Origin of the sequence: Nostoc sp. (genome assembly GCF_036917555.1) — a bacterium.
Taxonomy (GTDB): Bacteria; Cyanobacteriota; Cyanobacteriia; order Cyanobacteriales; family Nostocaceae; genus Nostoc.
In genome coordinates, this window is record NZ_JBALDD010000023.1 from 111,100 (window position 1) to 135,388 (window position 24,289).

At 42.8% G+C, this 24,289-nt stretch carries 22 protein-coding genes; 10 read left to right on the forward strand and 12 right to left on the reverse strand.

Going from position 1 to position 24,289, the window contains the following annotated elements; translation table 11 throughout:
• Nucleotides 1-105 precede the first annotated feature (105 nt).
• Nucleotides 106-4,560: an nSTAND1 domain-containing NTPase gene (locus V7K60_RS09060; protein WP_334924780.1), complete on the forward strand. Its 4,455-nt coding sequence runs from the start codon at nt 106-108 to the stop codon at nt 4,558-4,560.
• 174 nt (nt 4,561-4,734) lie between these two features.
• On the opposite strand, the gene V7K60_RS09065 is transcribed toward V7K60_RS09060, so the two are convergent.
• Nucleotides 4,735-5,931 (reverse strand): site-2 protease family protein, encoded by a 1,197-nt coding sequence (locus V7K60_RS09065; protein WP_334924782.1) that lies wholly within the window; start codon nt 5,929-5,931, stop codon nt 4,735-4,737.
• 393 nt (nt 5,932-6,324) lie between these two features.
• Nucleotides 6,325-6,579, reverse strand: a complete 255-nt coding sequence (gene psaK, locus V7K60_RS09070; RefSeq protein WP_334924784.1) for a photosystem I reaction center subunit PsaK — start codon at nt 6,577-6,579, stop codon at nt 6,325-6,327.
• 121 nt (nt 6,580-6,700) lie between these two features.
• Between psaK and V7K60_RS09075 the strand changes: the two genes are divergently transcribed.
• Nucleotides 6,701-7,345 carry a phosphoribosylanthranilate isomerase gene (locus V7K60_RS09075; protein ID WP_334924786.1) on the forward strand — a complete coding sequence of 215 codons (645 nt, stop codon included), beginning with the start codon at nt 6,701-6,703 and terminating at the stop codon, nt 7,343-7,345.
• A gap of 36 nt (nt 7,346-7,381) precedes the next feature.
• Here V7K60_RS09075 and folE read toward each other — a convergent pair whose 3' ends face one another.
• The 5 genes from folE to V7K60_RS09100 all read right to left on the reverse strand — a co-directional run bounded on the left by folE (nt 7,382) and on the right by V7K60_RS09100 (nt 12,216).
• Complete coding sequence (gene folE / locus V7K60_RS09080) at nt 7,382-8,089, reverse strand: GTP cyclohydrolase I FolE (protein WP_334924788.1); 708 nt, start codon at nt 8,087-8,089, stop codon at nt 7,382-7,384.
• Nucleotides 8,090-8,204: 115 nt separating this feature from the next.
• Nucleotides 8,205-8,936 (reverse strand): SDR family oxidoreductase, encoded by a 732-nt coding sequence (locus V7K60_RS09085; protein ID WP_334925512.1) that lies wholly within the window; start codon nt 8,934-8,936, stop codon nt 8,205-8,207.
• A gap of 351 nt (nt 8,937-9,287) precedes the next feature.
• Nucleotides 9,288-10,268: an acetyl-CoA carboxylase carboxyltransferase subunit alpha gene (locus V7K60_RS09090; protein WP_094349744.1), complete on the reverse strand. Its 981-nt coding sequence runs from the start codon at nt 10,266-10,268 to the stop codon at nt 9,288-9,290.
• 116 nt (nt 10,269-10,384) lie between these two features.
• On the reverse strand, nt 10,385-11,404 hold the full coding sequence (locus V7K60_RS09095; RefSeq protein ID WP_334818000.1) for a long-chain acyl-[acyl-carrier-protein] reductase: 1,020 nt from the start codon (nt 11,402-11,404) through the stop codon (nt 10,385-10,387).
• Nucleotides 11,405-11,517: 113 nt separating this feature from the next.
• Complete coding sequence (locus V7K60_RS09100) at nt 11,518-12,216, reverse strand: aldehyde oxygenase (deformylating) (RefSeq protein ID WP_334924790.1); 699 nt, start codon at nt 12,214-12,216, stop codon at nt 11,518-11,520.
• Between the two features lie 180 nt (nt 12,217-12,396).
• On the opposite strand from V7K60_RS09100, the gene V7K60_RS09105 reads away from it, so the two are divergent.
• The 3 genes from V7K60_RS09105 to V7K60_RS09115 all read left to right on the forward strand — a co-directional run bounded on the left by V7K60_RS09105 (nt 12,397) and on the right by V7K60_RS09115 (nt 16,612).
• Nucleotides 12,397-13,224, forward strand: coding sequence for a carbohydrate ABC transporter permease (locus V7K60_RS09105; RefSeq protein WP_334924792.1), 828 nt, complete (start codon nt 12,397-12,399; stop codon nt 13,222-13,224).
• Between the two features lie 431 nt (nt 13,225-13,655).
• Nucleotides 13,656-13,982, forward strand: coding sequence for a hypothetical protein (locus V7K60_RS09110; protein WP_334924794.1), 327 nt, complete (start codon nt 13,656-13,658; stop codon nt 13,980-13,982).
• A 167-nt stretch (nt 13,983-14,149) separates the two neighbouring features.
• On the forward strand, nt 14,150-16,612 hold the full coding sequence (locus V7K60_RS09115; RefSeq protein WP_334924795.1) for a two-partner secretion domain-containing protein: 2,463 nt from the start codon (nt 14,150-14,152) through the stop codon (nt 16,610-16,612).
• Between the two features lie 42 nt (nt 16,613-16,654).
• Here V7K60_RS09115 and V7K60_RS09120 read toward each other — a convergent pair whose 3' ends face one another.
• Nucleotides 16,655-17,122: a hypothetical protein gene (locus V7K60_RS09120; RefSeq protein ID WP_334924797.1), complete on the reverse strand. Its 468-nt coding sequence runs from the start codon at nt 17,120-17,122 to the stop codon at nt 16,655-16,657.
• Nucleotides 17,123-17,174: 52 nt separating this feature from the next.
• Entirely contained in the window at nt 17,175-17,750 is a 576-nt protein-coding gene (gene cobU, locus V7K60_RS09125) for a bifunctional adenosylcobinamide kinase/adenosylcobinamide-phosphate guanylyltransferase (RefSeq protein WP_334924799.1), read from the reverse strand.
• A 395-nt stretch (nt 17,751-18,145) separates the two neighbouring features.
• On the opposite strand from cobU, the gene V7K60_RS09130 reads away from it, so the two are divergent.
• The 5 genes from V7K60_RS09130 (at nt 18,146) to V7K60_RS09150 (ending at nt 22,384) form a co-directional block, all read left to right on the forward strand.
• Entirely contained in the window at nt 18,146-18,955 is an 810-nt protein-coding gene (locus tag V7K60_RS09130; RefSeq protein WP_334924801.1) for a hypothetical protein, read from the forward strand.
• Between the two features lie 199 nt (nt 18,956-19,154).
• Nucleotides 19,155-20,087 carry a glycosyltransferase gene (locus V7K60_RS09135; RefSeq protein WP_334924802.1) on the forward strand — a complete coding sequence of 311 codons (933 nt, stop codon included), beginning with the start codon at nt 19,155-19,157 and terminating at the stop codon, nt 20,085-20,087.
• A 24-nt stretch (nt 20,088-20,111) separates the two neighbouring features.
• Complete coding sequence (locus V7K60_RS09140; RefSeq protein ID WP_334924804.1) at nt 20,112-21,068, forward strand: glycosyltransferase family 2 protein; 957 nt, start codon at nt 20,112-20,114, stop codon at nt 21,066-21,068.
• 2 nt (nt 21,069-21,070) lie between these two features.
• Nucleotides 21,071-21,652, forward strand: coding sequence for a hormogonium polysaccharide biosynthesis acetyltransferase HpsU (hpsU, locus tag V7K60_RS09145; RefSeq protein ID WP_334924806.1), 582 nt, complete (start codon nt 21,071-21,073; stop codon nt 21,650-21,652).
• Nucleotides 21,653-21,907: 255 nt separating this feature from the next.
• Nucleotides 21,908-22,384: a hypothetical protein gene (locus tag V7K60_RS09150; RefSeq protein ID WP_334924808.1), complete on the forward strand. Its 477-nt coding sequence runs from the start codon at nt 21,908-21,910 to the stop codon at nt 22,382-22,384.
• A 36-nt stretch (nt 22,385-22,420) separates the two neighbouring features.
• Here V7K60_RS09150 and V7K60_RS09155 read toward each other — a convergent pair whose 3' ends face one another.
• From V7K60_RS09155 to V7K60_RS09165, 3 genes are all read right to left on the reverse strand, one after another.
• On the reverse strand, nt 22,421-22,819 hold the full coding sequence (locus V7K60_RS09155) for a nuclear transport factor 2 family protein (RefSeq protein WP_292785027.1): 399 nt from the start codon (nt 22,817-22,819) through the stop codon (nt 22,421-22,423).
• A 38-nt stretch (nt 22,820-22,857) separates the two neighbouring features.
• Nucleotides 22,858-23,865, reverse strand: a complete 1,008-nt coding sequence (locus V7K60_RS09160; RefSeq protein ID WP_334924810.1) for a zinc-binding dehydrogenase — start codon at nt 23,863-23,865, stop codon at nt 22,858-22,860.
• A 118-nt stretch (nt 23,866-23,983) separates the two neighbouring features.
• The gene (locus tag V7K60_RS09165) at nt 23,984-24,283 is read right to left on the reverse strand and encodes a protealysin inhibitor emfourin (protein ID WP_334924811.1); all 300 of its coding nucleotides are present in this window, start codon (nt 24,281-24,283) and stop codon (nt 23,984-23,986) included.
• Nucleotides 24,284-24,289: the final 6 nt, after the last annotated feature.

The following is a 24,289-nucleotide window of genomic DNA, read 5'->3' on the forward strand; positions in this document are numbered from 1 at the left end:
CTTAATCTAAAAGTATTGTGTTAAATGCATCAGATTTGATGCTGTCTCTGTGCAAGAGATTTTCATAATTATTCAACTGGAATTGATATTAGATGAGGCCTACTAATGTCTAAGCATAAGTTCAACCAGAATTTTGCGATTATTATTGGTATCAATGACTATGTAAATGGTATTAGAGAGTTAAAAACAGCAGTTCCTGATGCTCAAAAACTTGCTCAAATTCTCCAAGAGCAACATCAGAATCTCAAACAGCAATATCAAGCAGAAAATAAATATGAAGTCCAGTTGCTATTGAATAAACGTGTTACCCTTAGCAAACTCAAAGAACTGATTGAAGACTTCAAACAAGGACAAATACCTTTTGACAACGAAAAAGTGGCAATTACCGAGAGCGATCGCATCCTCTTCTATTTTGCTGGACATGGTATCGCTTTAGAGGCTCTAGAAAATCAAGAGGGGCCAGTAGGTTATTTGATTCCGCAAGATGCCACTTTAGGAGATAGTAGTACCTACTTGCCGATGCAGGAGTTACATGATGCCCTGAATGCACTCCCTTGTCGGCATCTGTTAACAATTTTAGATTGCTGTTTTGCAGGCGCTTTTCGTTGGGCAAGTCTCAAGCGAGAGATTCAGCCCAAAGTCACAGTCTATAAAGAACGCTACGATCGCTTTATCAGCGATGCCGCTTGGCAAGTAATTACTTCTGCTGCAGACGATCAAAAAGCTTTGGATTCTTTGGGTGTGCGGGGGGAAGTAAAAGAAGGTAACGAGATTCACTCTCCCTTTGCCAAAGCGCTTTTTGATGCCCTACGTGGAACTGACAAAAAAGCTGACTCGAATGATGATGGCATCGTTACGGCAACTGAACTGTACTCATATTTGCGAGATCAAGTTGAAGTTGTCACAGAAAAGAATTATAAGCGGCAAACTCCAAGTCTGTGTCCCTTGAGAAAACATGACAAAGGAGAATTCATCTTCCTACTACCTAATTTTGACCGAGATAAATTGGAGGATGCACCACCACTTAATCTCGAAAATAATCCTTATCGAGGATTGCAATCTTATGACGAAAAAGACAGTAACTTGTTTTTTGGTAGAGACAACCTAATCAAACAGCTTTATCAGCAAGTCGTTTCCAATAAACAAACGTTGACAGTGGTACTAGGCGCTTCTGGAACAGGTAAATCCAGCTTAATGAAAGCCGGGTTATTACCGTGTCTGCGTGATTCCCAGGAGCATAAATTTCAGATTTTAGACCCCATGCGTCCAGGGGAAACTCCTTTGCAGGCTTTAGCACAGGTGTGTTTAGCAATTGCAACTACAATTACTGTTGCAGAATTAGCAAAAGACGAGCAAGCTTTAGCAAACATCGTTGAACGTTGGAGCCAGACTAATCCCCAGATTAAACTATTGCTAGCAGTCGATCAGTTTGAAGAGTTGATTACCCTGTGTAAGAGTGACGAACAACGAGAGCAATTTCAGAAATTGATCGAGAATGCGATCACTAAATATCCCGACAAAATCCATGTAGTTATCACCTTGCGACTCGACTTTGAGGGTCAGTTTCAAAACTCTATACTCAAAGACTTTTGGAATGATGATACCCGATTTGTCGTCCCACCAATGACCCAAGATGAATTCCGGGAAGCAATTGAGAAACCAGCATCTGAAAAAGTGGTATATTTCGACCCTCCCAGCTTGGTGGATGAACTGATCAACGAAGTCGTACAAATGCCAGGTGCTTTACCCTTACTTTCTTTCACCCTCAGCGAATTGTACCTGAAATATTTAGAGGAACGAAGGGACAACCGCGCCTTAAAAAAGGAAGATTACGAAGAGTTGGGAAGAGTAGTTGGTTCTCTAACCAAACGTGCTAACCAAGAATACGATCGACTAGTTGCTTCATCTCCCGCTTATGAAAACACAGTACGGCGGGTAATGCTGCGAATGATTTCATTGCAGGGTGGCGACTTAGCAAGGCGACAGGTTCCCAAGTCTGAACTAATTTACGCCGATGAACAAGAAAGCGATCGCGTGCAAACAGTCATCAAACGTTTTTCTGAAGCCCGCTTAATCATTGAAGGTTCTAATTCTCAAGGCGAACCGTATGTAGAGCCAGCCCATGATGCTTTAGTGGAGGGATGGGATAAATTACTCAAGTGGAAAAAAGAAGAAGACATAATTTTACAGCGGCGGTTAACAGCAGCTGCCGAAGAGTGGGAAAGTGTCGCCAGCAAAAAACAGCCATCAGGTTTGCAAGCCAAAGCTGAAACTGTAATTGATTGGTTAGATCGCAGATTATACGTTGCTGAAAACTTATTTAGCAAAATCCCGACTCGGCTTGTTCAAGGATTACAGCAAAGACAGCATCAACAAGAGGGTTTGAGAGAGAAACCTATACAGTTTCTTTGGAATAGTAATCCTTATCTTGATGTATTGAATCAGGAACTCCAGTTAAATGACAATTGGTTTAACCAGTTAGAAACAGAATTTGTCCAACAAAGTGTTTTACAGAAACGCCGGAACATTAGTTGGCGATGGCGGATTGCGATCGCAGTTATCTTAGGTTTAAGCGGGTTGACTCTTTGGGCGCTGATTAGTCAAAGAAGTGCAAAGATTGGTGAAACCAGTGCTTCTAGAGAAACGGCAGAAGCAAAGCTACAGCAGCAAGGGTTAGATGGGTTAATTTATAGCTTACAAGCAGGAAGGTCACTGCAACACCCACTGTTGCGATTATTTAATCCAGGTGAACAGCTACAAAATCAAGTCACAGGAACGCTGCAAAAAGCAGTTTTTTCAGTCCGAGAACGCATTCGCATGGAAAGGCATAAAGGTACAGTCAGAAGCTTTCTTAGTCCAGATAATAAGTTTCTGGCTAGTGCTGGAGATGACGACACTATCCGCCTATGGGATTTAAAAGGTCAGCTTGTAAAAGAATGGCCAGCAGATCAAGGCTTGGTCAATAATCTTACTTTTAGTCCAAATAGCCAACTAATAGCTACTGCTGGCCGCGATGATACCGTCCGCCTGTGGGATTTAAAAGGTCGTCTTGTCAAAGAATGGCAAGCACAGCAAAGCTTTGTCAAAAATATCAGTTTTAGCTCCAATGGTCAGCTTTTAGCTACCGGAGGAGCAAACAATACTGTCCGCTTGTGGGACTTACAAGGCAATCCCATTGGGCAACCCTTCGGAAGGATTGTGCTTCAAAAACAAGAAGAAAAGCTGGTTTGGGGGGTAGCATTCAGCCCGGACGATAAAATCATCGCTAGCACTGGCGATGACGGTCTTGTTAGCTTGTGGAACCAGCAAGGTAAGCTGTTGAGAGAATGGAAAGGGAATCAAGACAGTATCAGCAGCATCAAATTTAGCCCGGATGGTCAGCGACTAGCAACAGCAGGAGAAAATAAGACTGTCCGCTTGTGGAATTTACAAGGTCAGCAATTGGGAGAACCATTGAGAGGGCATGAAGGCAGGGTCTGGGATGTGGCATTCAGCCACAACGGTCGGCAAGTAAGTAGCGTTGCTGGAGATGGGAGTGTCCGTGTGTGGAACTTACAAGGCAAGCAGTTAGATAAATTTCAAGGGCATGAAGGGCCAGTCAGAAGCGTCAGTATCAGCAAAGATGGACAGCTAATAGTTAGTGCTGGCGATGATGGTACTGTCCGTGTGTGGAACTTAAACGATCGGCAGGCACAATTCACAAAGCATCGAGGCAAAGTCAACAGCGTCAGTTTTAGTCGAGATGGTCAGCGAATAGCCAGCGCCGGAGATGATGGTACTGTCCGCTTGTGGAACTTGCAAGGTCAACAATTAGCACAGCCATTTCAAGGTCATCGAGGCATAGTCAACAGTGTCAGTTTTAGTCCGAATGGTCAGCAAATAGCTAGCGCCGGAGATGATGGTACTGTCCGCTTGTGGAACTTGCAAGGTCAACAATTAGCACAGCCATTTCAAGGTCATCGAGGCATAGTCAACAGTGTCAGTTTTAGTCAAGATGGTCAGCAAATAGCCAGCGCCGGAAAGGATAGTACTGTCCGTTTGTGGGACTTGCAAGGTCAACAGTTGGGAGAGCCATTTCAAGGTCATCTAGGCCCTGTTTATGCTATAGCGTTCAGTCCCAATGGTAAGCAAATAGCCAGTGCCGGAGATGATGGTACTGTTCGCTTGTGGAATTTGCAAGGTAAACAGTTGGGAGAGCCATTCCAGATATCTGGCTTCAAACTAAAAGCGGTGGCGTTTACCTCCAATGGCAAGATGATTGTTGGTAGCGGGGACAAAGGTACTGTACAGTTGTGGGATTTACAGGGTCAAAAGTTTGCAGATTGGACAGGGCATCGAGGTTCTCAAATCGAGAGCGTTAGTTTTAGCCCCAATGGAAAGTTCTTAGCTACTGCAGGTGATGATGGTATCGCTCAACTGTGGCGCATTCAATCATTCGATGAGCTGATACAAGGGGCTTGCGATCGCCTTGGTGACTATTTGCAGAATAACCCTAATGTGGAGAGCGATCGCCATCTCTGTAATAATTTACCATCAACCCCTGCAAATCCAGACAAGTAAGGTAAAAGCGATGTCTACAACGAGCTACGCCGACGCTATATTTTTATAAATAAATAAAAAAGGTAGGAAATCCTACCTTTTACCCAAAAAAAGCATTTTGTAACCAAATACCAATTTCAATATCACACAAGCTTTTGACGTATTTATTGCAAACCTATGACGAGTGTATGACGTTTAATTTGTAATTGACTTCGCTATTCCTCCCAGTTGCAACCCAGGCGGATAGCTACCTTCTTCCTTGATGCGCTTAATTTCAGCATCGGTTATCTGCAAATTTAACTTTTGTCCTAGCGATCGCACAATATCTCCTCGGTCAATTACACCAGCTACGGCACCAGCGGGAGAAAGTACGGTAATTCTAGGTAACTGCTCATTTTCTAATTTGTTAATTACCTCAGCAATCGATGTTGATTCTGCAACGGTAGGTATTTCTGTCAGCGGATGTACAATGCTATGTAAAGTTTCAGTTTCCCATTCACTCCTTTGGGTTAAACGAAAATCGTCAATGGAAACTAGACCCCGATAACGACCATCAGAAGCAGCAAAATAAACCTGTGAGGGAGTAGTTTCTAAAAGGTATAAATCGGCAAAGGAACGCAATGTCTGGTCAGCATCAATTACCCGAAAGTCACGAGTCATCGCATCGGCCGCCACCACCTTGAGTAGGCTTTCTTGCAATGTAGTCATGTTGTCATAGGTGTTAGCGTTGCGGACAGCAAACCAACCTAACAGCGCAATCCACAAACCAACTACTAACTCTCTGGTAACAAAATCTACAACAAATCCGAAAGCGATCGCACTATAACCCAATATTTGTCCCGCCTTTGCAGCCCAGTGTACGGCTTGAAAACGATTACCTGTGATTTGCCATAGTGCTGCTTTTAACACTTGCCCCCCATCTAGAGGTAAGCCGGGAATCAAGTTAAATAGAGCCACCACTAAGTTAATTCTCGCCAAATCTCCAACCATGACACTGAGGGGATTAGTATCAGGTATCACAAAAGCTGCCAGACGGAGCAGAAAAAATAGGATGATACTCACTAAAGGGCCAGCGATCGCTACTTGAAAGGCTTTGAAAGGAGTTTTAGATTCTTCTTCAATAGCAGCAATCCCGCCAAACATAAATAGGGTAATTGAATTAACTTTAATGCCTTGCGATCGGGCTACCAAGCTATGACCCAACTCATGCAATAGCACCGAACCAAAAAGCAGCAGTGCCATAACTATTCCAGCACTCCAAGCTATAACATTTCCCCATTCTTGGTAAGCTACCCCAAAATTCAGGGTTGCTAACCCTAAAATCACAAACCATAACGGGTCTAAAAACAGGGGAATTCCAAATAATGACCCAACTCTCCAATTTGTTTGCATTACACTGCCCTAAAACTAGATATTATCAGTACTTTTTATACCAAAATACTATGTATATTCGTATATACATTTATATTGAGCATCAATTCGGTAGTAACAAGTGATGAAATGCTCTTATTTCTAGAATAGACAATTAATGCCTATGAGCAAAACTCTGGAATTGGGAATTGGGATGGGCAAAACAGTTCAGAATTCCGTTAGCGGATAGCTAAGGTTTAACCCGTGCTGAGTAGGGAATCTCACTTTTTTACTCAGCACTTATTAATCAGCACTATTGAGGGGCATTGGGCATGGGTCATAAGTTATTTCTTTCCTACTCCCCCTGCCCAAAATCATTTGTAGGAGTTTTGCATTGATAGTGGGGTTACAAGTAACACCTCTGTCATTACAAAACTACAGGCGACCGATGTTAGTCAGTCCTAAAACAATGCCAACGCCAATAATATGACCAAAAGCCATTGCTGCAACGAATGTTGGAATACTAATCGGCAGGATAGGGAACTTGGGGCCAACTAAGGGTTTTTCAATCTTAGTACTTAACAAAACAACTACTAAGCTACTGACGCTGATGATGATGCCTACTATAGGATTCCACGCAGGTGTTGCGGGAACAGTTGCAGCTGCTGCTAATAAAATAGAGTTAATCAAGCTTTTATCTCCTGAATGGAAAAGTTAATGTAGACCTACAAGATTATAAAATTACAAGGCCCAAAAATTTTTTAGATAGTTTAGACTTTTCAGATGATTAGTTTAAATTTGTTAAATATTCATGCGCGTTAAGATTTGCGGCATTACTCAACCACAGCAGTCTATAGCGATCGCCTCTCTAGGCGCAACGGCACTAGGATTTATTTGTGTACCAAACTCACCTCGTTACGTAAGTACATCTCAAATTCGGGCAGCAGTGGCAGAACTCCCAAAAAATATTGACACAATTGGGGTTTTTGCCAATGCCAGTATCCTTGAAATCAGTCAGGTAGTTGCTGATTCTGGGTTGACTGGTGTGCAGTTACACGGTGATGAATCACCAAATTTTTGCTACCAAGTACGTCAAGCCTTACCAAATGTCGAAATTATTAAAGCATTGAGAATTCGTAGTCTTGAGCATCTTGACACAGCGGTTGATTACACCAAATATGTAGATACTTTGCTACTTGATGCCTACCATCCGCAACAATTGGGTGGTACAGGCAAAACTTTAGATTGGACGATGCTAGAACAATTTAGCCCTAGTTGTCCTTGGTTTTTAGCAGGAGGACTAACAGCCGATAATATTGTGGAAGCCCTAAATCAGGTTAATCCTAGCGGCGTTGATTTATCTAGTGGTGTGGAACGGACACCAGGAGATAAGGATTTAGATAAAGTAGCACTCCTATTTCACAGTCTAAAAAACATTGATTTATTTAGAAGTTAGGAGTAATGAGTTGTGAATTAACTCCTAACTCAGCACTTAAAAGAACGCTGCTTGGTGGCGAATCAAGTTAAAAAATTCTTCGCGGGTTTTGTGTTCGTCTTGAAATACACCAACCATTGCACTAGTGACAGTCCAAGAACCTGGTTTCTGAACGCCACGCATTACCATGCACATGTGGCTAGCTTCCATCACTACAGCAACGCCTTGAGGTTCAAGAACCGTCTGGATTGCTTCAGCAATTTGGCGGGTAAGTCTCTCTTGTACTTGCAAGCGACGGGAATACATCTCAACAATCCGGGCCAGCTTACTCAGTCCGACAACTTTTTGGTTGGGAATATAAGCAACGTGCGCTCTACCCATAAATGGCAGCATGTGGTGTTCGCACAGACTAAAGAAATTAATATCTCTAACTAGTACCATCTCGCTATGCCCTTCATCAAAAATGGCATCGTTAACGAGTTCTTCAAGAGATTGGTTGTAACCACTGGTAAGAAACCGCATTGCTTCAGCCACTCGCTTGGGTGTTTTCAGGAGTCCTTCGCGTTCGGGGTCTTCGCCAACTCCCAATATTAGTGTCCGCACGGCGTCCTTCATTTCCTCCAGCTGTTCCTCTGTTGGCGGGGACACATCCACTTGTCGCCCGTTATTAGTATTGCGATCGGGTCTAGGAGTTATGGCTTCTGCCAAGTCGGGAATCAGAGGCGATTGAGAGCAATTGGAACCGTTGGAACTAGCAATAGTCATGATTCAGTCTTGGTTATGGTTTTAATTTAGTTATGAGTTAAAAGTTATGAGTTAGGAGTTATAAATTTATCACTCCTAACTCATAACTTCTAACTTCTAACTTCTAACTTCGCAATTAGAGTGCGCCAGCACTGGGCATCAGGGTCAATTCATCAATAACTGCTTGTTGTGGTAACAGAACTGTGTAGAGAATTGATTCAGCCACAATTTCCGGGGTTAACATTTTGGAACGGTCTAAGTTGACATGGACTGTTTCTGTATCCCAAAGTTCGGTATTGACTGCACCGGGACAGATAGCTGTGACACGAATGCCGTGAGTGCGTTCTTCTTGTGCCAGGGTTTGAGAGAGGGCTATCAAACCAGCTTTACTGACGCTGTATGCTCCCCAACCGGGAAAGGGTTGCTTGGCGGCAATTGAGGCGACGTTGATAATTGTGCCTGTGCCTCGATCGCGCATTGAAGGTAAAATCCCCACAATGCACTGAAACACGCTGGTGAGATTCAAGTCAATTACCTGCTGCCAGCCCTCTAGGGGGATTTCGCTCAAAGTACCTGTATAGGCGATGCCAGCATTGTTTACCAGAATGTCTATATCACCAAAGTCAAGAGCGATCGCTCGGATCTTTTCTTTAACTTCCAAGATCCGCGCTAAATCTACAGCGTAAGCTTTCGCTTCCACCCCAGTATGCTGTAGAGCTTGTCTTACCGCCTCCAACTTATTCAAAGAACGGCTGACTAAGGCGACATCTATTCCCGCTTTCGCAAAGGCTAAAGCCGTTGCTTTCCCAATTCCACTACTTGCCCCTGTAATCAGGGCACGTCGTTGTCGTTTTTGCTCAACATTCATGGTGTCTCCCAATTTTTTGGCAGTTCCCAAAGCCTATTACCATCCCATTATTCACACTTCTCGGTTTGGATAGATTAAAGTAATCTAAAAATCTGATGATTTTCATTAAGCAAATGCTATGATGCAGCACAACAGTCCCCATATTGTGGGAGCAGTAAATACAAGAAATTGTTGCCTGGAAAACCACGCCGTACATTCAAATTAGATTATTTACATAATACAAAACCCACTCAATCAAATTGAGTAGATTTGCCAAATATGCAAATGCCTATGGCTAGATTGTTAAAAATCTTTAAGCACATAGGCAATTATAGCATCGCTGCTTTGCTAATCAATCATTATGCGGTGCTGTTAGTGGGCAACTTCTGTAAAAACACCAATTTTGCGGAATTTTTCATAGCGCAGTTGGCGGCGTTCTGGAGCGGTTAAACGATTGAGTTCGTCTAAATTTTCCATCAGCACTTGCTTGAGAGTGGTAGCGGCTTTTAAGGGGTCGGAATGAGCGCCACCAGTGGGTTCAGGCAGTATTTGGTCGATAATTCCCAACTTTTTCAGGTCATGGGAAATAATTTTTAGCGCCACGGCGGCTTGGGGAGCCTTACCAGCATCTTTCCACAAAATGGCGGCGCAGGCTTCGGGAGTGGCGACGGTGTAAACGGAGTGTTCAAACATGAGTAGGCGATCGCCTACACCAATACCAAGGGCGCCACCGGAACCACCTTCACCAATGACTGTGCAGATAATTGGCACATCTAAGCAAAACATTTCCCGTAAGTTGTAAGCGATCGCTTCTCCTTGACCTTGGTGTTCTGCTTCTACCCCAGACCAAGCTCCTGGCGTGTCGATAAAGGTTAGTATTGGCATACTAAACTTGTTGGCGTGTTCCATCAACCGCATGGCTTTGCGATAGCCGCCAGGGTAAGGCATTCCAAAGTTACGGGCAATATTGTCTTTAGTATCGCGTCCTTTTTGATGACCCAACATCACCACAGGTTGCCCACTCAGACGACCAACACCACCAACTAAAGCTGGATCGTCACCACCACAGCGATCGCCATGCAATTCCATCCATTCATCACTAATTGCCTGAATGTAATCGAGAGTACTGGGGCGACGCGGATGACGAGCGACTTGCAATCGCTGGGACGGGGATAGACTAGTAAAAATTTCCTCACGTAGTTGCATGGCGCGTGCTTCTAGTTGACGAATTTGACCAGAAACATCGACGCCATTTTCTTCTGCAAGTTGCCGAATTTGATCGATTCGGGTTGCAAGTTCTGCTAGGGGCTTTTCAAAATCTAACAGTAGCGGTTTACGCTCGGTAGTTGCCATCGTAGGGGTTATAAGTACGAGTTATAAATTATCTATCCTTTGTTCTTTGTCCTTTCTTTGTCTTTTGTCCTTTGTCCTTTGCAAATAACAAATGACTAATGACCAATGACTAATGACTAAACCAGCAGCGGTCTAAATCCATGCTTCACAGATACCTTACCAATCTGCTCCATTTTGTCTACGGTAATCTGATTCCGTCCCCACGAAAAGTTCGTGTATAACTTCTCAAATTCCAGCAGCATTGATTCGGCAAAACAAGCAAACAACTGGCGGGCTGGCACGTCCATATTGACGATTTTCATAATTTTCCAGTCAATATCCAGGGAATGCTCTACAATTCCACCATTTAACACATATACACCAGGATGCTGAACTTTTGTTGCTAAGTTTTTAGGATAGCCACCATCAATCAATAAACAGGGTTGTTTCAAAGTGGTGGGGTCAATTTCCACGCCTCTGGGCATACTAGCAACCCAAACTACAACGTCAGCTTCAGGCAATGCTTCTGTCAAACCCATGATTTTTCCTCGCCCCAGTTCGCCTTGCAGTTCTTTGAGGCGTTCTTGATCGCGGGCGATCAACAAAAGTTCTTTGACATCTGTTTTCGCATCTAGCCAGCGGGTAACTGCACTACCAATATCTCCAGTTGCCCCACATATTGCAACAGTCGCTTTTGACAGATCGATTCCCAGTTGTTTTGAGGCTTCTTCCACCTGTTTACAAATAATGTAGGCAGTATGTGTGTTTCCTGTGGTGAAACGTTCAAACTCTAGTTTAATGTTGCGGACTTGGCTAAACTGGTCTAACTTAAAGTTTTCAAAAATAATCGACGAAAATCCGCCTAAAGCTGTAATGTTAATGCCATGCTTTTGTGCGTGAGCCATCGCGTTGAGGATTTTGCGCGTTGCGGCTTTGATGCGCCTACTGGCCAGCATCTCCGGCAAAAAGCAAGATTCTACATACCGTCCTTCAATTTTTTGCCCAGTTACACTGGTGACAATAATGGTATCGACAATTTGCGGTGGGGCGCTGCACCAAAAGTCTAGCCCTTGATCGGCATATTCTGGGTATCCCAATTCTTTAGCTACCGATTGAGCGTGTTCTAAACTAGTCAGATGTCCAATTAGACCAAACATGTAGTGATTATTAGGCTTATGCTGTCTTGAGGGGGTGGAATTTAGTAGAGTTAGGAGTTAGGAGTTCGTTCGACTTATAATTTCTCACTGATCATTCCTCACTCCTAACTTTTTTAAGCGGCTATGAGTCCGTAGGCTGACAAGCGCATGATATCACGAGTGGTGAAACCTATGTTACTTAATGCTTCACCGTATTGGATCATAAAGTCTTCTACCAAAGCATCTTTTTCCATTGCCATTGTGTGGGCATCACCCTCTACTTTGTTAAGCATTTTCCAGACGATGGGTAGGTTCTGGCGATTTGCAAGTTCAAGTTCAGCTTTGGATTCTGTGAAATGCTCTTTCAACCAAACTTCTCCAAAGTTGAGGTGGCTGTATTCTTCTTTTACTACTCCTTCCGTGATTTTGCGGGCAAAAGCGTCGGCGACGGGGATGTAAATGTTATATGCTGCGATCGCAAAACATTCGATAATCAAAGACTGAATCAACAGACAAGTGACGACCTTCCCGGACGCTGCTGCTGTTTGGAAATTCTGGTGTAGTCCAGAGAAAAATTCCTTGGCAAATTGCAAATCTGGGGTAACATTCAAATTGCGTCCACAAGCTTCAAATCCTTTCTTATGACGGCTTTCCATCTTGGATAGGCGAATCAATTCATCATGAGATTCTGGCAGCAGTTCGGCTAATGTGATGTAATTTTCATGGGCTTCTTGTTCCCCTTCAATCACGATCGCATTAATCCGGCTATAAGCATCTTTGTATGTTTCGCTCTTGAAATCTAATTCTTTAAATTGGTCTGCAAGCTGCTGCATGGTTATGTTTACTCCTGTAAACTTGAATTATTTGACACCAGGATTGAATTTACCCTATGAACTGAGGGTAACAATTACTGTGGTTTAATTTAACTTAACAAGTAGACTATGTTTATAGATTAATTGTTGCTGGGGGCAATGCTCTAGTACTAGCGAAATAAATGCTTTGCGGCTCAAGTTATGTCGAAACCAAACCCGAATGTAAAATCTGGTGATTTTTTGAGCCTAGTAATCTTACTGCTAGGGGCATTTCTCGTTCTACTACCACTATTTGTGGTCTTTCTCACCTCCTTTGTACCGACAGCCGCCAGTCCAGAAAATTTGTCCAAAAATAACTGGTCTTTAGCAAATTACCGCGTTGCGTGGCAACAGGGTAAATTTTTGCTGGCGTTTGCTAATTCTACCTTGGTAGCGATCGCTGTGACGGCGTTTCAGATTGTCACTTCTGCTTTGGCTGGTTACGCCCTAGCACGGTTGAAGTTTCGGGGACGCCAAGCACTGCTATTATTCGTTTTAGCAACTTTAGTGATTCCCTTTCAGTTATTGGTAATTCCCATCTTTTTGGTGTTGAAGTGGGGACACCTGATAAATACATACTGGGCGCTCATTCTACCCACTGCGGTTAGCGGATTTGGGATTTTCTTATTACGTCAGTATTTCCAGACAATTCCTGTAGAGTTAGAGGAAGCAGCAGCGATAGATGGCGCGAACCGACTGCAAATTTTGTGGCGGGTGATGTTACCTTTAGCCCGTCCGGCCTTGCTAACGCTGTTTTTGTTCACCTTCATTGGTGAGTGGAATGATTTGTTTAAGCCTCTAGTATTTACAACAAGACCAGAATTAAGGACAGTACAACTAGCGTTGGCTGAGTTTCAGGAGCAATTTACGAATAATTGGCCCTTGATGATGGCAGCAGTGACAATAGCGACAGTTCCAGTGATGGTATTATTTCTCATCGGTCAGCGTCAATTTCTTCAGGGTATTGCTGCAACGGGGATTAAGAATTAGTGGGGAAACAGGCGGTCACGTCACTTCTCTACGAGACGCTGCACGTAGCAAGATCCCCAAAGGGGTACGCTCCGAATTCAAAATTCACGCATTCAAAATTCTTGCATTATTGATCCCCATAAATAAATTTAGTTGCTCTGTAAACGGACTTCGTATTTCTTGCGCTATGCCACTCGTTATATATTTTTTTGCTTCTCCATAAATAAATTTAGGGGCTTGTATCATGAGTCGTTTTTGGTAAATGGAAGCCCGATTGTAGTTACTAGACGTGATGCCCACTCTACAATAAATAATTTGAATTGGTATTATCTCAAAATAAGTTGCAAAGGAAATCCCGTCGGAAAACATGAACTTTTATGACACTCAGCGTAATCATCGCTAGCTAAACTGAAGCAATAATTATACACATACCGTCAGGAACGAAAACACTTATGAGTTCTCAACAAGTCATAGACCCTGAAATATTACAGCAGTTACAAGAAGAGATTCAGCAGAAAATGAATGAAAGCCTAGAAAACGCTGACTTGCACTCAGTGCTTGAAAAGCACGGCTTATTAGAATATAGAGTCTTGAGAATTCATTGGCAGTGTAATCTCGACCCCAATCAACTCAAATCTAATGATACAGTTGATGAACAGCAACCCAATGCATTATTGGCAGAAACTTCAACAGCTTCAATACCAGAAATTGTCTTAGTCAAAAAAGCATTGTGTATTCCTTGCCCATCAACTGGCAACCCAAGGGGCTGTAACTGCTAAATAATTTTATCTTAGGACTGCAAAGAGTTTATTCTAGTGAATGTAAAATACTAAACTTTGCATTTATGTAGTAGTTAGGTTACAGAGATAACATCAGCGTACTAACATCACTAATTAGTAAAGAGCAGTATTTTAATAAACTCTGATTTTTTGAGCGCCAGTTTTTCATGTCTCAAAATCGAAGCAGTTACCACTGGAAGTTAGGAATAGTGAGTACTTTAGTGATTGCTGGAGTACTCACTTTTGCTGAGAATTTTGCCTTAGCTCAAATTCAAACAGATACCACGCTCGGATCTGAAAGTTCAATCATTACACCAAAGCTAATCGATGGTCAGCCTACAGACCAGATCGATGGTGGAGCAGTTCGTGGAACAAGTTTGTACCACAGCTTTGAACAGTTTTCTGTCTCTGCGGGAAGGACAGCCCATTTTAACAATGCAATCAATATTCAGAACATCATCAGTCGGGTGACAGGCAATTCTGTTTCTAATATAGATGGCATTCTCAAAGCTAACGGCATAGCCAATGTATTTCTGATTAATCCTAACGGCATTGTTTTTGGGCGCAATGCTTCTTTAAATATCGGTGGTTCATTTGTGGCTAGCACGGCAAGTAGTTTGAACTTTGCTGATGGTACAAAGTTTAGTGCTATATCTCCTCAAACTGAACCTCTACTCAAAGAAAGTGTTCCTATAGGTTTACAATTCGGAACAACTGCTCGACCTATCCGCAATCAATCCCAAGCAAGTCCAAATAATGCAATTAATATCTTTGGGCAAGGTGTTGGTCTACAAGTGCAGCAAGGCAAAACCTTAGCACTTATAGGCGGTGATATAACGCTAGAGGGCGGAGATTTAACGGCAAGTAGGGGAAGAATTGAGTTAGGAAGTGTTGCTGGTAATAGTTTGGTTGGTCTAAATTCAACGAATCAAGGTTGGGCATTCGGATATGAAGGTGTTCAAAATTTTCAGAACATCGAACTAACCCAGCGAAGTGAGATTCCATCTAATGTAGATACCAGTGGCAAAGGTGGTGGTAATATCCACCTGCAAGGACAGCGTGTACTGGTAACTGACGGTTCACAAATTTTGGCTCTTACTTTGGGAGCGCAACCAGGAGGAAATTTGACAGTGAACGCTTCCGAGTCTGTAGAACTTGGAATAAATGCATTCTTGTCTACTGGAACTTTCGACACTGGAAACTCTGGAGATATAAATATCACTACCAGAAAGTTGATTGTCAAAGATGGAGCGCAAGTCTTAATGTTCAATGTTGGTTCAGGATTGGCAGGGAAATTGACCATAAACGCCTCAGATTCCGTAGAACTAATCGCAGGCATCCCCATTTCTCCTTTGCTAGATGGTAGTGATTTAATATCTAGTGGATTATTTAGTGCAACTTATGGCGCTCCAAATGCTGGCAGCATAATAATTAATACTGGAAAGTTACGTATCGAGGGAGGGGCAGCAATATCAACAAGTTCTGAGGGTATACTTGGACGTTTTTCTAACCAATTTATACCAGCTACAGGAAATGGAGGTGATTTGACAGTGAACGCCTCTGAATCTGTAGAATTAATGGGAACCTCAGCAAATGGTTCTAGGCTCAGTAGCTTGTTTGCTGGCACTCAAGGGCCTGGAAATGGCGGTAACTTGACCCTAACTACAGGGCGATTGGTTATCAAAGATGGGGCGGCAATAACTGTGAGCAGTGAAGCTCGAAAAAATGCTAACTATCAAGGGGGTGTACCCAATTTAGGTCTAGCAGGCGAACTCAATATAAGTGCTCGTTCCATCCTGCTGGATAAAGGAAAACTCACATCTGATAGTGAGTCAGGTAAGGGCGGTGACATTGCGGTACAGGTGCAGGACTTATTACTGATGCGTCGCAACAGTCAAATCTCTACTAATGCCGGAGGTGATAAAACTGGCGGTAACATCACCATCAATACACCTAATGGCTTTCTCGTCGCCACTCCTTTCGGAAATAGCGATATTACCGCCAACGCCAACTTTGGTTCTGGTGGTAAAATCGCAATCACCGCTAAGAATACCTTTGGGTTTGTTTCACGCACTCGTGCAGAGGTGGAGAGGCTCGATCCAAAAGATATAAACCCGAATAACATACCAACAAGTGACATTACTGCATTTTCTCAGCAAAACCCTTCATTAAGTGGCACTGTACAAATCAACTCACCAGATGCTGACCCCAGTAAAGGATTAGTGGAACTACCCGTAAATCTGGTTGATGCTTCGCAGCAAGTTGCTGCTAGTTGTAGTTCTGGTGGAAAAATAGGAAGAAGTTCATTTGTTACTACTGGGCGTGGAGGAATACAAGCCAATCCCACAGAGCCATTGATAGCTGATGATGCAGTAGTGGTAGGTTGGATCGCCCTACCTCCAAAGAGTCAGAATCGGGCTGAGGGTATTCAGAAAAGAGTGGTTATTCAGGCGCAGGAATACACAGAAGATAAATCACAGAAGATTAATTCTGTCAATGAGCCTACTCAAATTGTAGAAGCCCAAGGGTGGATTTTAGATGCCAATGGGAACGTGGTTCTGGTTGCTCAAGTACCCACTGCATCGCCCCATAACTCCTCGCTCGTCGCTACATCTTGTGTTGCTAATTAAAATTTGAGATTCTCGTAACTTCTGTTGGTGCATTGGTGTAGTTTATGTAATATTATTTACAAGCCGATCGCGAATTATTTGGAGTTGGTCTTGAGTTTTAATTGGCTCTCGCGGTGCTGGCAATTCAGTATTCGGCCAGTTAGGTAAATCATTGCAGGGACATACCAACGCCGGCATCCCGACGTTTCGCGCGGCTATTGGCATACTGCATCGGCTGCAAGGGAGCATAGCCCATGCTGGTGTCAACAATTCAGCAATGGTTTCGTATGTACCCTCAAGGTAACAATCACCCGATTCCGGTGAAATAATTTTTTGCCAGCACTCTTCAAATTCTTCACTATAGCGATCGCCATTTAGCACCGATAGCGGAGCGTTAGCGAGTCCACGTTCGCGCTGCGTCTCGTAGAGAGCGTCTTGGGGCAAAATTGCCTCACCGTTGCCCGTAATCACTTTCTTACCCAACTGAAACCAGTAGGCAAGGTATCTTTTAACTTCTTGTTTGGTTGCCATAAGACAATTCTAGATTTTAGATTTTAGATTTGGAATTAATTTGAATCAAGAGTTAAGAATCTTGACTTCTGAATGTTCCAGCATCTCCTTTATTTGGCAATGGCGAACCAAGGATGCTGAGATTGAGAACATGGCCACCAGTCACTAAATAAACAGTTTCGCTAAGTGTTGCTAGCTGGCGTACTAAAGAACCAAGGCGATCGCGGAACATCCTTCCCAGGGGATAAGCTGGTATCACACCCCAACCCACCTCTTCTGCTACAAACAGCATATCAGCAGCAACCAGTTCCACTGTCTCCAAAAACTCTGCAAGGGCATTTTTCCAGCTAGATTCGTCCTGTTCTAGGAGATTAGCAACCCAAGTTCCTAAAGAATCAACTAAAAGACAGGTATAGGGTTTGGCATCAGCAAGGGTAGCAGAAAGTTCCACAGGTACAGATAAAGTTACCCAGTCTTGGGGACGACGTTGTTGGTGTTCTAAAATGCGTTGATGCCACTCTTGGTCATCAGGGTTATCGGTGGCTGTTGCTACATAAACAACTGCTTTTCCTGACTGTATGGCTAAAGTTTCTGCCCATTCACTTTTACCAGATCGTGCTGGCCCTGTTACTAAGATGATTTTACCCAAAGTTTTTTACTGAGTATTTTAACAAGAGAGGCAGGAGGCAGAAGGAATATTGCCGTTGCCTCTTGCGGTTATTATCGCAAGTGAGCCGGCGGTTTAAGTCCTCCAGTAAAATCTACAAAATCGTAGATTGGAATTAGATGGGGTTGAGAGCAACAGATAAATTCTAACCTCCTGCCTCCTGCCTCCTGCCCTCTGCCTCCTCCACATACCCACGGTTACAATTTATCACCACAATTTTTTACTTCATCGGTGAGATTTTTGGTTTCAAATAACTTTTAAGGGATAAAATTAGCACCAGCATCATTGATGCTACAACTGGCAAAAGCCAAAAATCCCAACAACCCCATTCTCAATTATTCAATACCACTGGGGAAAGCAAACTTTAGGATATCTTTATGAACCCAGGTTTAAAACGCATTGAAGCAACTCTACACGATTTAGGGAATCGCGGCACTGCCTCTACTGCCGAAACAGGTGATTCGACGACACAACGGCCTTTCTCTTTTAGAATCAGCGTCGGAGCCAACGAACCCACAGAAAGTACACAAATTCCATCCTCTCAGGATGAGAAACTCGTTGAATTGGGCAAAGAGACTGAGAGTGATTATTCTTCTGAACAAAATTTCTTTCCTCACCATGACTCTGTGCAGACCTTTCAAGCAGAAGAAAATGGTGGCAAAACACCCAGCCTACCCAAGTTGAAAACTCCAAGCTTTAGTAGCCATCGCCACGGTGCGAATCCAGCATTGGCGATGAATCTATTACAAGAAATTCAGGAAACTGTCGCTGGTTGGCAAATAGAATTGCAAAATATTTTGAAGCAAATCCAGGATATTTACTTAGAAGGGCCAATTGTCAATGGCTGGTTAGAATCCAATCCCACCGAACCAGAATCGGGAGGAACCGCGACACTTCGCCATGCAGAAGTTGACCGCTTAATGAACTACGTAGAAGAAATTTGCGCCACTGGTGGAAAAGTATCTTATCAATCATCTATTACTGGCTATCGCCTCTGTGGTGTAGACGATACTGGTAAAGTTTGGTCACGCCCATGTCCACCGGATCAGGTTCCGAATGTTAGTATGGCGATCGCTCGTTACCAAAAGTTACGTCAACTGTTAGGGCGCAAGCAATCTTTGGAAACCCGCCTTAGTCAACTGGCACAAACTCTTGTAGTTTTACACAGTCATATTCAACAAACGTAAAGTTTTAAAGATTATTTCCGAAGAAACTCGGTTGGTAGGTCGGTAACTTTTGGTTTAGATTAACTCTCAGCAGTTATGCGTTGGATTTAGATTTTAATCTAAAATCGTTCGACTGAGCGTAGCCGTACCCCTCCGGGGAAGCAAGCTATGCGTAGCGTTCCGCAGGAAAGTCCCAAATCTCAAATCCAAAATTCAATCTATGCCAGACATCCAAATCTCTGCCATTATCTGTACTCACAATCGAGATACCTATTTAGGGGCTGCAATTGATAGTCTTTTAGCACAGGATTTTGCTGCTGACTTTGAAATTGTGATAGTTGATAATGGATCTAGCGATCGCACTTGTGAAGTTGTAGAACAAAGAACCCACAATCCGCGCCTGAAGTATGTTTTTGAACCCACCATTGGTTTATCTGTCGCCCGTAACACAGGTGCAAAGGTAGCCAGTGGTGATATTCTTGCTTATCTAGATGATGATGCCGTTGCCAGTAAGGGCTGGCTACAAGTTTTATATTCTGCCTATTACAATAATTCTAAGCTAGCGATCGCAGGTGGCAAAGTCACTCTCCTGTGGCCCTCAGGAATTCAACAACCACAGTGGCTATCTCCGGGGCTAGCTGCGAATCTGGGTGCATACGACTTAGGTGACAGTAACATCTACATTGAGCAACCTGGCTCAACACCCAGAGGCTTAAATTACTCCATCTGCCGCAGTTTCCTAGAAGAAATTGGCGGTTTCGATCCTCATCTCGGTCGAGTGGGTAAAAATTTATTATCTAATGAAGAACTGCAAATGACCGAATTCGCCCTACAGCGTGGTTGGCAAGTCGCTTATCTTCCCAAAGCACTCGTCGCTCACAATGTAGCCCCAGAGCGCCTCCAACGCTCCTGGTTTTTAAACCGAGGCTGGTGGCAGGGTATCAGTGAATGCTATCGAGAACAACTCGCTGGTAAAGCTGGGATCGCTCAATTGCAGCGAGGTAGCGAAAGGTTTGTCCGAGGCTTGTATAAGGCATTACAATATTTCTCCGATCCAGCAGAACGGTTTGACAAACTGGTGTATGCTTACGGTCAGATTGGTTACTTAAATGCTGCTATTCAAGGTCTTTTATCTACATCAAATAAGAAATAACCAGTAACATAATTTCTACTCAATATGTCATCTAAAATACCAGTTTCAGTACTAATTCCGGCAAAAAACGAACAAGCTAACTTGCCTGCTTGCCTTGCTAGCCTCAGCAGAGCAGATGAAATATTTGTAGTAGATTCTCAAAGTACCGACAACAGCATTGAAATTGCTAAAAGTCACGGTGTAAATGTCGTACAATTCAACTTCAATGGACGCTGGCCCAAAAAGAAAAATTGGTCTTTAGATAATCTACCTTTTCGTAATCAATGGGTGCTAATTGTAGATTGTGATGAGCGCATCACCCCTGAACTTTGGGAAGAAATTGACCAAGCAATTAAAAATGATGAATATACAGGTTATTATCTCAACCGCCGCGTATTTTTCTTAGGAAAATGGATTCGTTATGGTGGTAAATATCCTGATTGGAATCTACGTTTATTTCAACATAAAAAAGGTCGCTACGAAAATCTAAATACAGAAGATATTCCTAATACTGGTGATAACGAAGTTCACGAACATGTGATTTTGCAAGGAAAAGTTGGGTATCTCAAAAATGATATGCTCCACGAAGACTTCCGTGACCTTTATCACTGGTTAGAACGCCATAACCGTTATTCAAACTGGGAAGCCAGGGTTTATTTGAATATTCTTACAGGTAAAGATGATAGCGGTACTATCGGCGCTAATCTATTTGGTGATGCCGTGCAACGCAAACGATTTTTGAAAAAAGTGTGGGTACACCTACCATTTAAACCGATTTTACGATTTATTTTGTTTTATATAATTCAACGCGGTTTTTTAGATGGCAGAGCAGGATATATCTATGCACGTTTGCTGAGTCAATATGAATATCAAATTGGCGTTAAACTTTACGAATTACGCAACTGTGGTGGTCACTTAAATACTGCAACTATCCTGAAGGATGGAGCAGGGGAGCAGGGGAGCAGAGAAGCAGAAGCAAAGCTATTGACCATTGATTCCTGATAATGACTAATGACCAACCTTTTGTAGATTTACGCAAATATGACCAATCTTGGTTTGACCGGGGGCGTCCAAGTTGGTATGTTTTATTATGGTGGTTTGTACAAGCGATCGCCTTTCCTCTAACTCCTCAACCGTTAAATATTCTGCGTTGTGCTTTGCTACGATTATTTGGCGCTCATATCGGCAAAGGTGTACTAATTCGACCCACAGCCCGCTTCACTTACCCCTGGAAAGTCACTATTGGCAACTACAGTTGGATTGGAGATAACGTAGTTTTATATAGCCTCGATCAAATTCACATTGGTGAACATTGCGTAATTTCCCAAAAAAGTTACCTGTGTACTGGTACTCACGATCTCCAAGATCCTGCCTTTGGGTTGAAAACAGCGAGTATTACTATTGAAAATGGTGCATGGGTAGCGGCAGATTGTTTTGTAGGGCCAGGAGTGCAAATCGGGGCTAATGCTGTGATTGGCGCTCGGAGTAGTGTTTTTACTAATATGCCTTCTGGGCAGGTTTGTTGGGGAAGCCCCTGTCGCCCCAAAACGGCTCGGCTAAAACTTGATCCCTCCACAACGCCGTGATTTTATAGGTAAACGTAGTAAGGGCGTGCAGCTAGCTGTGCGCTCTTAACTTTTCCACATATTTATTTGTTTTTGGGAAGAGAATAAAAGTGAGATTGTCATTAGTTATTTGTCATTTGTCATTAGTGAATAACCAATGCCCCATGCCCCATGCCCCATGCCCAATACTTCGATTACGCTCAGTACAAGTGCCCAAGCAAAATGGTAAGTAGCAGTGGTAATATGTTTTCATGGCTGCTCTAATCCTTGCTATTGATGAACAAACTATTGGATGAAACGCTGTCAATCAAAATTGCTGAACAGATAAACAGCAGAGCTAGCACTCCGTTTGATAATGCTTATAAAGCAGCATTATTTACTGAGGGAGCAAGGTATATTCAGGGATTTTTAGCTTTTGCTGGGAAACCATATAGACCTATTGAACACAGTTGGATTGAGCTAGACGACGCCTCCGATATCCGCATTATTGATCCCACATTACCTTACCTGAACAAAAATCCCCAAGAAATGTGGTATTTTGCAGCACATAGTCTGACTGTTAAAAAACTGAAAGCCATCATTGAAGAATCAAAAGAAGATTATCCAGAAGACGATCCATTGCCAATTTATGGCGATCCACCTTATGAATATTACGGTGATGTAATGTTGGGTGGTCAAGACTATCTGGCAGCATATCAAGCCGCAGAGACTAAGTGCAGAGAAATCAACGAACTCAACCCTGAGAGTAACTAATAAAAATCAATTAAGTAATTCATAATTACGAATTATTTAATACGATTTACCATCGCTGCCAAAGTATTCTCTATAGCCACAAATTTTGTCTTCACGCACATCAAATGAAACCGCTACCCGATTTCTGTAAGGCTGTCCGAATAAAAGACCCTCGTCCCGAAACTCAAAGACAGCAGTCGTTTCATTACTGGTAACACGGTCTAGACCAGTCAGCTTCAACCCAGGACTAAAGGATTCAGAAACGTACTCGAAAAATTCTCTAGCTCGCTCTTTTCCCACGTTTAAACCGTGGAATTTTGCCATTGGAAACCAAAGGGTGAAATCTTCTGTGAGCATATCTAACAATGCTTCCCACTCTCCTGTTGCCATCCCATGTGTAAGATGCTCAAATGCCTGTTGAGCAACTTTTAAAGTATTTTCTGAATTTTGTGTCATTCTCACCACCCATTGAGTATAAGCTGATACCATGCTAATTAAAATTTCACAACTACTTTGCCACAATTCTGACCACTGAGAAGATATTCTACAGCGTCGGGTATTGATTGTATGCCTTGAAACTGTGTCGGGTCAACAGCAACTTTGAGTTTGTCTGTATAGAAGAGGTAAAAGATGCGATCGCGTGCCTCTGCCATATATTCTTTATAATGAGGCATGAGAAAGCCTCTCACAGAAGCAGCTTTCCAAAATAGCTGGTGATAAAGGCGTGGTTGTGTAATTTGTTCTAAATTTTTTGCGTATTCGGAGATGAAACCAACCACTACTAAGCGTCCCCGCACTGCCAAGTTTTCAACGCAGGTATCAAAAACCTCTTTACCTACACACTCAAAAATTAAATTAATCCCATTGGGGTATTCTTGCTTGAGGACTTGATTGAGGTTTTCTGTGCGATAGTTGATAATGCGATCGCACCCTAATTCTCTCAGTAACTTTGCCTTTGCCTCAGAACTGCAAGTACCAATGACATGATTACCAGCTAGCTTTGCCAATTGCACCGCAATATGACCAGTTCCCCCTGCTGCTGCTGTCACTAAAACCACTTGATTACTTTTCATCTCTCCCACTTGTTCCAATGCCATTAAAGCTGATACACCTGTAGGCATTAGTGTTAGCAACTCTGGCGTTGCTTCTTGCAGCTTCACTGCTAAGTTTGCATCGATAAGCTGATATTCTCGATAACCGCCACCACGCGCCGTAGTTATTACAGCATCATCTATTTGAAAATCTTTAACATTCTTACCCACAGCAACAACTTTTCCCACTGCTTCCACACCCAAATCAAAGGGAGGAATCAAGTTAACATAGGGAACATCACCACGACAAAGTAAAGTATCAAAGCCACCGTTAACGCCAGCAAATTTGTTTTGAATTAAAAGTTCATTAGCAGCAGGTTTAGAAAGAGGGACTTCGACAATTTCAACGGCAGATTTAAAATCTGTATTCAGTTGCTTTGCTATTAACTTTTTGTAAGTTTTTGCGTTCATTTACCAATATTATTTAATAAATATAAATATAGGGTGCGCTATGCTTTTAGCTAACGTACTATCAGCAATCTCAGCCTATAAAGCTTTATCCCACTCTAACTGATGAGCTAACCCATACTTAATATTTTTGTGCTATGGTTTGTAACCATTCAATCAGGGGTCTTAAGGTTCCTGGTAATGCTGACTCACTGACAGTCACCGTATGGTGCTTACCGTTATCTTCTATTGTTAACTTATACTGAAAGCGATCGCTCTGGGGATTTGGCGAAGTTATTTGTTCAGGTAGCCTAAATAAATCAGCAGCTTCTACTAGTCGGGAAAGTGTGCTGGCTTCGTTTGGTGGGAGATCGTCTGTATCAACGCTTGTTTTCTTGGTAATCCCAGCAAAGCCGCCCGTGCGTTCAAACGATATCCGCATTTTTTT

Bases quoted from the DNA above. Each gene is read 5' to 3' on its own strand.
- V7K60_RS09105 (WP_334924792.1), top strand. From the start codon at position 12,397: ATGTCGAAACCAAACCCGAATGTAAAATCTGGTGATTTTTTGAGCCTA.
- V7K60_RS09090 (WP_094349744.1), bottom strand. From the start codon at position 10,268: ATGGCAACTACCGAGCGTAAACCGCTACTGTTAGATTTTGAAAAGCCC.
- folE (WP_334924788.1), bottom strand. From the start codon at position 8,089: ATGACTATTGCTAGTTCCAACGGTTCCAATTGCTCTCAATCGCCTCTG.
- hpsU (WP_334924806.1), top strand. From the start codon at position 21,071: ATGACTAATGACCAACCTTTTGTAGATTTACGCAAATATGACCAATCT.
- V7K60_RS09085 (WP_334925512.1), bottom strand. From the start codon at position 8,936: ATGAATGTTGAGCAAAAACGACAACGACGTGCCCTGATTACAGGGGCA.
- V7K60_RS09160 (WP_334924810.1), bottom strand. From the start codon at position 23,865: ATGAACGCAAAAACTTACAAAAAGTTAATAGCAAAGCAACTGAATACA.
- V7K60_RS09155 (WP_292785027.1), bottom strand. From the start codon at position 22,819: ATGACACAAAATTCAGAAAATACTTTAAAAGTTGCTCAACAGGCATTT.
- V7K60_RS09115 (WP_334924795.1), top strand. From the start codon at position 14,150: ATGTCTCAAAATCGAAGCAGTTACCACTGGAAGTTAGGAATAGTGAGT.
- V7K60_RS09110 (WP_334924794.1), top strand. From the start codon at position 13,656: ATGAGTTCTCAACAAGTCATAGACCCTGAAATATTACAGCAGTTACAA.
- V7K60_RS09060 (WP_334924780.1), top strand. From the start codon at position 106: ATGTCTAAGCATAAGTTCAACCAGAATTTTGCGATTATTATTGGTATC.
- V7K60_RS09135 (WP_334924802.1), top strand. From the start codon at position 19,155: ATGCCAGACATCCAAATCTCTGCCATTATCTGTACTCACAATCGAGAT.
- V7K60_RS09130 (WP_334924801.1), top strand. From the start codon at position 18,146: ATGAACCCAGGTTTAAAACGCATTGAAGCAACTCTACACGATTTAGGG.
- V7K60_RS09150 (WP_334924808.1), top strand. From the start codon at position 21,908: ATGAACAAACTATTGGATGAAACGCTGTCAATCAAAATTGCTGAACAG.
- V7K60_RS09100 (WP_334924790.1), bottom strand. From the start codon at position 12,216: ATGCAGCAGCTTGCAGACCAATTTAAAGAATTAGATTTCAAGAGCGAA.
- V7K60_RS09120 (WP_334924797.1), bottom strand. From the start codon at position 17,122: ATGGCAACCAAACAAGAAGTTAAAAGATACCTTGCCTACTGGTTTCAG.
- V7K60_RS09140 (WP_334924804.1), top strand. From the start codon at position 20,112: ATGTCATCTAAAATACCAGTTTCAGTACTAATTCCGGCAAAAAACGAA.
- V7K60_RS09065 (WP_334924782.1), bottom strand. From the start codon at position 5,931: ATGCAAACAAATTGGAGAGTTGGGTCATTATTTGGAATTCCCCTGTTT.
- V7K60_RS09165 (WP_334924811.1), bottom strand. From the start codon at position 24,283: ATGCGGATATCGTTTGAACGCACGGGCGGCTTTGCTGGGATTACCAAG.
- V7K60_RS09075 (WP_334924786.1), top strand. From the start codon at position 6,701: ATGCGCGTTAAGATTTGCGGCATTACTCAACCACAGCAGTCTATAGCG.
- V7K60_RS09095 (WP_334818000.1), bottom strand. From the start codon at position 11,404: ATGTTTGGTCTAATTGGACATCTGACTAGTTTAGAACACGCTCAATCG.